Raw genomic sequence first — 9,297 nt, 5'->3', positions numbered from 1 at the left:
TTACAAGGCACTTGGCGACCAGGAGGCGGTTGAACGACTTAACAAGATGCACAAGAACCTTTCAGATGAGGAGAATGATTTCTACACTTCGGTAGGCGTTGATGCGCTTCTGCTTGCTGCCCAGAACGACGCATTGGCCACGCGAGCACTCGATCGATTGGAGGAAGGGGCATACATTGACCGGGTGATTGAATCACTGGTGCCGGACGCCATTGAAATTTCCTCATGGCCAAATTACGACCCATGCCAAAACTGACAAGACCGCGTGTCGCCGTCATCTTCTTTTGGTGTTGACGACAGAAGTCTCTATAATATTGCGAACCATGGAGCGTGGGCATTTTGACCTACGTGAAGCCAACCCAGCAACAACGATAAAAAGGAGCAAGGTCATGGCCTTTGAATTACCACCTTTACCCTATGCCAAAAATGCATTGGCACCTCATATTTCAGAAGAAACACTGGAATACCACTACGGCAAGCATCATGCGGCCTATGTGGCAAATCTGAACAAACTGATTGAAGGGACAGAATTCGAGAATAAGACACTGGAGGAAATCATTTGCCAGTCGAGTGGCGGTATTTTCAACAATGCCGCACAAGTGTGGAACCATACGTTCTATTGGAATTGCTTAAGCCCGAATGGTGGCGGCGAGCCGACCGGGGCATTGGCCGAGGCCATTACGGCCAAATTTGGGAGCTTTGCCGACTTCAAGAGCGCATTTGCACAATCGGCGGCCACGAATTTTGGTTCAGGCTGGACATGGCTTGTGAAAGACAAAGATGGCGAGCTGGACATCGTGAACACCTCAAACGCAGGCAACCCAATGACGGATGGTCTCAAGCCTCTGATGACGTGCGACGTTTGGGAGCATGCGTATTACATTGACTACCGCAATGCACGTCCAAAGTATGTGGATGCGTTCTTTGAGCTAGTCAACTGGGATTTCGTCGCCAGTCAGCTTTAATCGATGACTCAAGGGCTGCTTCGGCAGCCCTTTTTAATTCATTGAAATAAAAGCAAAAAAACACTTTTTGCTTGTGGTTTTTGTGAGTTTTATTTATGATTCACGGCATTTCAATACCCGAAGCGGCCTTGCCGCAACTTTGTCAAGATGGGGGAGTGTTAGATGGCGAATGATGGGGTCAACAAGAGCCGTCGACGGTTGCTGACCTATGCGACAGCAGGCGTGGGCGCAGTGGGCGCGGTATTTACCGCAGTGCCGTTCATCAAATCCTGGTCTCCAAGTGCCCGCACACGTGCCGCGGGTGCACCCGTAGATGTTGCAATCGGCAAATTGGAACCAGGCCAAATGTTGCGTGTGAAATGGCGTGGTAAGGCCGTATATGTGTTGCGACGCAGCGAAGAACAATTAGAAACACTGAGAAAGCTGACCAAGTCGGGTGAACTGAAAGATCCTAATTCAGAAGACCGTGAACAACAGCCAGAGTATGCGCGCAATGAATTTCGTTCCATCAAGCCTGACTTGATTGTCATGTACGGTATCTGTACGCACTTGGGGTGCGCGCCGAGCTACATGCCGGAAGCTGGAAGTTTATCGCCGGATTGGGTTGGGGGGTATTTTTGCCCATGTCACGGCTCCAAGTTCGATTTTGCCGGCCGGGTGTTCAAAGGCGTGCCAGCAGGCAAAAACCTTGGTATCCCGCCGCATCGTTATGTCACAGATACCCTGATTCGGGTTGGCGAAGATCACGAGGGAGGTAAAGCCTGATGTCTGCCGGTAAAAACAGCTTCCTAGAGTGGCTGGATGCGCGATTCCCTGCGACAAAAGTCTGGAACGAACATTTGGCCCAATACTACGCGCCGAAAAATTTCAATTTCTGGTATTTTTTCGGTTCGCTGGCGCTGCTGGTACTTGTTAACCAGTTGCTGACGGGCATTTGGTTAACCATGAATTTCAACCCGTCGGCGGAAGGCGCGTTTGACTCGGTCGAATACATTATGCGTGACGTGGAATGGGGGTGGCTTATCCGCTATCTGCATTCGACCGGTGCGTCCGCTTTCTTTATTGTCGTTTATCTGCATATGTTCCGTGGCTTGATGTATGGCTCGTACCGAAAACCGCGTGAGCTGGTGTGGATTTTCGGCATGGTCATTTTTGTGTTGCTGATGGCAGAAGCTTTCATGGGGTATTTGTTGCCTTGGGGACAAATGTCTTATTGGGGTGCACAGGTCATCATCAATTTGTTTGGTGCCATCAGTGAAGATTTGGGCGTGTGGCTGCGGGGTGATTACGTTGTGTCTGGCGTGACGCTCAACCGTTTCTTTGCGCTACACGTCGTGGCGGTGCCTTTGGCGCTGATCATCATGGTGTTTTTACATATCGTGGCTCTGCATAAAGTGGGTTCAAACAACCCGGACGGGATTGAAATCAAGGAGAAGAAAGACGAGAACGGTATTCCCTTGGATGGCATTCCGTTCCATCCCTATTACACAGTCAAAGACATCATGGGGGTGGCAGGTTTCCTCATCGTGTTCTGCGCTGTTGTGTTTTTTGCCCCGGAAGGCGGTGGTTTCTTCCTTGAGCCGCCTAACTTCTTGCCGGCTGACCCGGTCAAAACACCGGAACACATTGCACCAGTATGGTATTTCACGCCGTTCTATAGCATCTTGCGGGCTGTCCCGCATAAATTGACAGGCGTGGTGCTGATGGGCGCGGCCATTGTGATGTTGTTCCTGCTGCCGTGGCTTGATCGTTCTCCCGTCAAGTCAATTCGTTACAAGGGGTGGATTACCAAGTTGGCCCTGACGTTGTTTGTCATTGCCTTCTTTGGTCTGGGCTATTTGGGCACTCAACAGCCAACGCCTATCAAAGCACTGTGGGGACGGATATTCACGGCCATTTATTTCTTGTTCTTCATTTTGATGCCGTGGTATAGCCGTATCGACAAGACGAAGCCGGTTCCAGAGAGGGTGACACACTGATGAAAACGAAATACTTGATGATTCTCGTGAGCGCCCTGATGTTGGCGGGCATTGTGCGTGCGTCGGGTACGGAAATGCATTTGGAGCCCGCTAACATTGAGCGTGATAACGTGGTATCACTGCAACATGGCGCGAAGCTTTTCGTGAACTATTGCTTAGGCTGCCATTCGTTAAAATATCTGCGCTATGAGCGTCTGGTGGAAGATTTGAAAATTCCAGCGGATATCGTGAAAAAGAACTTGATGTTCGTTGGCGGCAAGCTCGGTGACACGATGCGGATCAACATGGATCCGGAAGCCGCCGGGAAATGGTTTGGTACCACACCACCGGATCTCAGCTTAATGGCACGCGCTAAGGGCGTTGATTATCTCTATAACTATTTAAAGGGCTTTTATCGTGATGATTCGCGTCCTTGGGGTGTGAATAACACCGTATTCAAGGACGTCGGTATGCCCCACGTTTTGGAGCCACTTCAAGGCCTTTATGAGAAAGGCGAGGATGGTAAACTCGTTCAGATCAAAAAGGGCGAGTTAACGCCGGAAGAATACGATCAGGCAGTTCGTGATCTGGTCAACTTCCTCGCATACGCTGCCGAGCCGATGCGTTCGTATCGAATCCATCTTGGCGTGTATGTCATTTTGTTCCTGCTGGTATTCTTTGTGTTGAGCTATTTCCTCAAGAAAGAGTATTGGAAAGACGTTCACTGATGCAAGTGAAGGGGTTGACTCGCCTCAACGGAGGTGAGTCAGCCCGTTTTACTTTATTAAGCAAATGGAGTATGAGCTATGGCGGTAGTGGCCAAACGTTCCGTAATGACACTGTTCTCTAATCCGAGTGACATGACGAGCCACCAAATTCGTATTGTGTTGGCAGAGAAAGGTGTGGTGTACGAAGTGGAACAGGTCAACGGGGACCAGGTGCCAAATGAGCTTCAAGAAATCAATCCTTATGGCACGGTACCAACATTGGTGGATCGCGATTTGGTGCTGTTCGAGCCAAACATCATTATGGAATATCTAGATGAACGTTTTCCGCACCCGCCGCTGATGCCGGTTTATCCGGTGGCTCGGGCGCGTTCCCGGATGATGATCTATCGTTTTCAGCGCGATTGGTTCCCTTTGGTCAACCAAATTCAAACTGGTCGAGGAAAACAGGCAGAAGCGGCACGTACCGAGTTGAAAGAGAGTTTAATCACGGTGGCGCCGGTGTTTGAAGATTTCCCATATTTCCTGAGCGAGGAATTCACCCTGGTTGACTGTGCTTTGGCGCCTCTCTTATGGCGCCTGCCACAGTTGGGGATCGAGTTGTCCGGGAAGGAAACGAAGGCAGTTCGTGACTACATGGAACGCGTTTTCAGTCGTGATTCATTCCGGGCCAGTCTGACCGAAGAAGAGCGGGAAATGCGCAGCTAACAGCGCTGTGAGGAGCGGAGAAGCGTGACATGAAGGCAAAACGCCCATATCTATTTCGAGCGATGTATGACTGGATGCTGGATTGTGGGCTCACTCCGCAAATTGTTGTGGATACATCGGTTGATGGCGTCGTGGTGCCCGAGGCGTATGTTCGGGACAACCGTATTGTCTTGAACATATCGCCTTCGGCGGTCCGCAATTGGGAAATGGACGACTGGCATCTCGCCTTTGATGCGAGGTTTTCCGGTCAGCCGATGCACGTTGTAGTTCCACTTAGCGCTGTGCAGGCAATTTTCGCGAGAGAAAACGGTGATGGACTGGTTTTTCCGGCAGAAGCACCAATCGCCCCGCCAGACCGCCAAGGGGAACAGGCATCATCGGCGTCCAAGACGGGAAAAAATAAACCAACGCTTAAAGTCATCAAATAAACTGACTAGGCCCTGCATTTCGCAATCTGTAACTGCACTTCGGTGTCACTGACTGAGGCATTGCCCACGGGATTTAAATTCAAGGTCATGCGGTGTGTGCCAACGCTGACCTCCGGAATAAAGGGGACGGTGGCCGGAATGCGGACGATGACCAACTTCACTCTGGCGTCCATCTCCGTTTGGTACCGACCTTGCTGGGTCAGTACGGTTTTAAACTCACCAGATTCACGATAGAGCTTGAGAATCACATTGACAGAGGTTCGAAGACAACGTGTTTTTCGCAGCCATTCATGAAGCCTGCTTTGAATGACTTCAGGTGGCTGGGCAAGGAAGTGGTAGAGCAAAGGCGAATCCACTGGACAACAGGCACCGCCAAGGCTCCATTTTTGTCGAACGGCGGCCAGCACGGGATCATGTCGCAACAAATCGCCTGGGCGCCCCATTTGGACCAGGCTGGCAGATAGTTTCTCCATTTGATTGGTAAAATAATTGAGCTTGGCGCTATCGACTGCGGGACTGTCGGCCAGCCGACTGAGGAGCTGGTGCTGGCGCTCAAGTTCTTTAATGAGATCGGTTTTGACATCATTGCGATCAAAAAAGTCAATCAGTTCTGACAATCGGAACAAGGCAGCCTTATGTGTGGCTGGTGTCTGCACTTCAATCAATTGACCAATGGTGTGAAATAACTGCTCCAAGCGCAGGAACTTCCGCGTCGTTTGGTTGGTCGGGTATTCGTAAACAACTGTACTCATCACAGCGACTCTGCCAAATGGGTGAGTGTTTTTGCGTGCAAAGCGTCGACTTGGGCAATTAAGTCTTTCAGGCTACCGCTATTATCAATCACTTGACTGGCCAGCGCGAGCCGTTTTTCACGTGAGGCTTGTGCAGCGATCATTTTTTTCGCCAATTCTTCATCAATCGCATCGCGGTGCATCAGCCGATGTAATTGAATGTCATGCGGGCAATCCACGACCCAGACCGCATCACATTCCACTCGTGCTTCGCTTTCCGCATAAAGCGGGATATCTAACACAACATAGGGCGCCGAGCAATGGGTCGCTTGGGTCAACATGGTTTTCCGGATCATTGGATGCAGTGTATGCTCGACATTTTGTTTCAATTGTGGATTGGTGAAAATCGCGCGCCGCAATTTGGCTCGGTTTAAGGTGCCATCCGTTTGAAAAAATGAGGTATCCAGAAGCTGTTTGAGCGCCTCATGACCGGCTTCCCCCGGCGCGACAATGGCCCTCGCCACAAGGTCGGCGCTGATGACCGGCACACCAAGCTCAGCAAGGCGTGCGACCGCGGTTGACTTGCCACAGGCAATGCCCCCAGTCACAACAATTCGTTGTTGCATCATTAAAAACCTAAACCAGCCCAGCGGAGATAGGCGTGAATGAGTGTGTGACCGTACAACAAACTCACCCAACCTCCGGCAGCGAGAAAGGGGCCGAATGGAATGCGGTTTTGTTTTTTAAAAAGAAGCATACCAGTTACGCCGATCACGGTGCCCAGCAACGCAGCAAGAATAATGGTCGGTATCAGTAGTGTTGGGCCAATCCAGGCGCCAAGCGCGGCAAATAGTTTGAAATCACCGTATCCCATGCCTTCCTTGCCTGTGACGATTTTAAATAGCCAATAAAACGACCATAGCGATAGATAGCCAATCAATGCGCCAAGCACAGAATCCTGTAGCGAAAGGTCCAGCCAACCCCAATACGACGCAACTATCCCAAACCACAGCAAAATATACACCATGGGATCGGGAAGAATTTGATGATCGATATCAATGCCCGACAACGCAATCAGCATCGCTGAGAAAAACAACAAACAAAGTGATTGCATCGAAGGTGGATAGTGCAGTGCCACCGAAAGAAAGATGAGACCAGTGATCAGTTCGACGAGTGGATAGCGCAACCCAATCGCGCTATGGCATTGACGGCATCGAGCTTTGAGCATGGCCCAACTGACTAAAGGAATGTTCTCCCACCAAGCAAGCTGATGGCCGCATTTCGGACAATGCGAGCGCGTCAATACCAGGCCGGCGGGTGGGCTATGAAGTTCATCTGGGCAGTGAACCTGACAACCCATTGTCGTGAGATGTTCCTTGGCATCTTGCGCCCATTGCCAAAAGAGTCGCTTGGGAAAACGTAAGATCACGACATTCAGGAAACTCCCCACCAAAAGCCCAAACACGAACAAAACCGCCGCATAAAGCGACGGTGTGTTTTGGAGGGTGGTCAGCAAAGCATCAAACATGGGCGAATCGTGTTCTCTGGTTAAATGACTTGACCCATCTGGAAAATTGGCAAGTACATTGCCACAATCAGACCACCAATGAGCACGCCCAAGATTGCCATGATGAGAGGCTCGATCAGGGAACTGAGCGAATCGACCGCATTGTCCACTTCTTCCTCATAGACGTCAGCCACTTTGGCCAACATATGCTCGAGTGAGCCAGCTTCCTCGCCGATCGCCGCCATTTGCACGACCATATTGGGAAAAACATTGGTCATTTGCATGGCCACATTGAGCTGTGTGCCTGTGGCCACATCGTCGCGAATGCGACGGATGGCATCGCGAAACAGTGCGTTGCCGGAGGCGCCAGCGGCAGAATCAAGGGCTTCCATGAGCGGCACGCCGGCGGCGAATGTCGTGGACAGCGTGCGGGCAAAGCGGGCAATCGCTGCCTTCTCAATAATCTCACCAATAATCGGTATTTTGAGCAGCAATTTGTCGATGAAATCTCGATATTCCTTCGAACGACGGCTCGCTTCCCTATGGGCGAAAATCAGTGCGATGATTCCGGCGAAATAATAGAACCAAGACTCCTGTAATGAATTCGACAAATTGATAACAAGCTGCGTGAAGGCGGGCAAATCGGCTCCGAACCCCTTGAATAGATCGGCAAAAGTGGGGACCACTTTAATGAGCAATACGGCCGTGACAATGATCGCCATGATGATGACGGCGACGGGGTAAAACAGCGCCTTTTTGATTTTCTTCTTCAGTGACTCGGTTTTCTCTTTGTAGAGCGCAATTCTGGCCAGCATATCTTCCAGTTTGCCTGATGCTTCGCCGGCCTGTACGAGGTCACAAAAAAGTTCATCAAATTGACGCGGGTGTTTCCGCAGCGCTTCATGGAAGGCGGCGCCGCTTTCGAGATCGGCGCGGATCTGGGCCACAAGATCACGGACGGAGGCTTTTTCGTGACCTTGAGAAATGATAGCAAGTGCTTGCACAATGGGCACACCAGCTTTGACCATCGTGGCGAGCTGACGTGAAACCACCGCGATGTCGGCGGGCGTGACGGGCTTGCTGCGGCCCGAAAATAATTCAATGCCTTTGGGTTTGACCTTGGTGGGCGTAAAACCTTGCTTGCGAAGTTGTGCCTTGACCATGGCCATGTTCGGAGCGGGCAGCTCTCCGGACACCTTGTTACCCCGCCGATCGGTCCCTTCCCAGACGAACGTCTTGAGTTTTTCCGCTGGCTTTCGGGCGGCTGGTCGGCTGACGGCTGTCCTTGTTTTACGCTTTGTTTCTACGGCCATAGATTTAATCCTGTGTCACGCGATTGACTTCTTTCAAGTCGATGATACCCTGTCGTGCTTTCTCAAGCGCTGACGCGCGTAAATCGGGAATGCCTTCCGCTTTTGCCTGATCGGCAATCTGAATGGCATTGCCGTTTTCCATAATCAGGCGCGAAATGCTTTCTGTCACGGGCATGACCTGATAAATACCTACCCTTCCTTTATACCCGTTTGTACATTTATCGCAACCAACAGCTTCATAAATTGTGAGGTTGTCCACTTCGTCTTCGCGGAAGCCGAAATCTAGAAGCACATTGCGAGGCACGTCAGCGGGACGTTTGCAATGTGTGCATAGTCGTCGTGCCAGACGCTGAGCAATCACCAGATTGACCGTGGTGGCAATGTTGAACGGCGCCACCCCCATATTCAGCAAACGTGTCAGAGTTTCTGGAGCGCTGTTGGTATGGAGCGTCGAGAGCACCAGATGCCCGGTTTGCGCCGCTTTAATGGCGATTTCGGCGGTCTCAAGGTCGCGAATCTCACCCACCAGAATGACATCCGGGTCTTGGCGAAGAAACGCGCGCAGTGCGGATGCAAAGGTGAGACCCTGTGTCGGGTTGATATTGACTTGGTTGATGCCAGGCAAGTTGATTTCTACCGGGTCTTCTGCGGTCGAAATATTGCGTTCGGGGGTATTGAGGATATTCACCCCGGTATAAAGAGACACCGTCTTACCTGAACCTGTGGGGCCAGTGACCAAAATCATCCCCTGCGGTTTATGCAAAGCTTCCAAATAAAGCTTTTTCTGTTCCGGCTCATACCCTAGCGCGTCAATGCCGAGTTTGGCGGATTCGGGATCCAGAATCCGCATGACCACTTTTTCACCAAACAGCGTCGGCAATGTACTCACGCGGAAATCAATGGTTCGGTTTTTAGACAGTCGGAGTTTGACACGACCGTCTTGCGGAACCCGCCGTTCCGCA

Annotated in this window: 12 protein-coding genes; 7 read left to right on the top strand and 5 right to left on the bottom strand. The window is 51.1% G+C overall.

Annotation, left to right across the window (positions count from 1 at the left end; translation table 11 throughout):
- The 7 genes from D6694_01835 to D6694_01805 all read left to right on the top strand — a co-directional run.
- Positions 1 to 256, top strand: a 256-nt coding sequence (locus D6694_01835) for a hypothetical protein (GenBank protein RMH47535.1), incomplete at its 5' end; no start/stop codon positions are given.
- Positions 257 to 389: 133 nt separating this feature from the next.
- A complete protein-coding gene (locus D6694_01830; GenBank protein ID RMH47536.1) occupies positions 390 to 965 on the top strand; it encodes a superoxide dismutase [Fe] in 576 nt (191 codons plus the stop codon).
- A gap of 162 nt (positions 966 to 1,127) precedes the next feature.
- Complete coding sequence (gene petA, locus D6694_01825) at positions 1,128 to 1,730, top strand: ubiquinol-cytochrome c reductase iron-sulfur subunit (protein RMH47534.1); 603 nt, start codon at positions 1,128 to 1,130, stop codon at positions 1,728 to 1,730.
- On the top strand, positions 1,730 to 2,944 hold the full coding sequence (locus D6694_01820) for a cytochrome bc complex cytochrome b subunit (GenBank protein ID RMH47533.1): 1,215 nt from the start codon (positions 1,730 to 1,732) through the stop codon (positions 2,942 to 2,944). The genes petA and D6694_01820 overlap by 1 nt, the downstream gene beginning before the upstream one ends.
- Complete coding sequence (locus D6694_01815; GenBank protein ID RMH47532.1) at positions 2,944 to 3,651, top strand: cytochrome c1; 708 nt, start codon at positions 2,944 to 2,946, stop codon at positions 3,649 to 3,651. The genes D6694_01820 and D6694_01815 overlap by 1 nt, the downstream gene beginning before the upstream one ends.
- Before the next feature lie 78 nt (positions 3,652 to 3,729).
- Positions 3,730 to 4,356 carry a stringent starvation protein A gene (locus D6694_01810; protein RMH47531.1) on the top strand — a complete coding sequence of 209 codons (627 nt, stop codon included), beginning with the start codon at positions 3,730 to 3,732 and terminating at the stop codon, positions 4,354 to 4,356.
- Between the two features lie 29 nt (positions 4,357 to 4,385).
- Positions 4,386 to 4,784, top strand: a complete 399-nt coding sequence (locus D6694_01805; protein ID RMH47530.1) for a ClpXP protease specificity-enhancing factor — start codon at positions 4,386 to 4,388, stop codon at positions 4,782 to 4,784.
- A 5-nt stretch (positions 4,785 to 4,789) separates the two neighbouring features.
- Here the strand turns inward: D6694_01805 and zapD are convergent, their stop codons facing one another.
- The 5 genes from zapD to D6694_01780 all read right to left on the bottom strand — a co-directional run.
- Positions 4,790 to 5,536 carry a cell division protein ZapD gene (gene zapD, locus D6694_01800; GenBank protein RMH47529.1) on the bottom strand — a complete coding sequence of 249 codons (747 nt, stop codon included), beginning with the start codon at positions 5,534 to 5,536 and terminating at the stop codon, positions 4,790 to 4,792.
- Positions 5,536 to 6,144: a dephospho-CoA kinase gene (locus tag D6694_01795; protein RMH47528.1), complete on the bottom strand. Its 609-nt coding sequence runs from the start codon at positions 6,142 to 6,144 to the stop codon at positions 5,536 to 5,538. The genes zapD and D6694_01795 overlap by 1 nt, the downstream gene beginning before the upstream one ends.
- Positions 6,144 to 7,043 (bottom strand): prepilin peptidase, encoded by a 900-nt coding sequence (locus D6694_01790; GenBank protein ID RMH47527.1) that lies wholly within the window; start codon positions 7,041 to 7,043, stop codon positions 6,144 to 6,146. The genes D6694_01795 and D6694_01790 overlap by 1 nt, the downstream gene beginning before the upstream one ends.
- Before the next feature lie 20 nt (positions 7,044 to 7,063).
- Positions 7,064 to 8,335, bottom strand: coding sequence for a type II secretion system F family protein (locus D6694_01785; GenBank protein ID RMH47526.1), 1,272 nt, complete (start codon positions 8,333 to 8,335; stop codon positions 7,064 to 7,066).
- A gap of 4 nt (positions 8,336 to 8,339) precedes the next feature.
- Positions 8,340 to 9,297: type IV-A pilus assembly ATPase PilB (locus tag D6694_01780; protein ID RMH47525.1), on the bottom strand; the 958-nt coding region annotated here is incomplete at its 5' end.

The organism is Gammaproteobacteria bacterium, assembly GCA_003696665.1.
In the GTDB taxonomy this organism is placed as follows: domain Bacteria; phylum Pseudomonadota; class Gammaproteobacteria; order Enterobacterales.
Note: the sequence above shows the minus strand (reverse complement) of the source record. Positions and strands in the feature narration are given on the sequence as shown.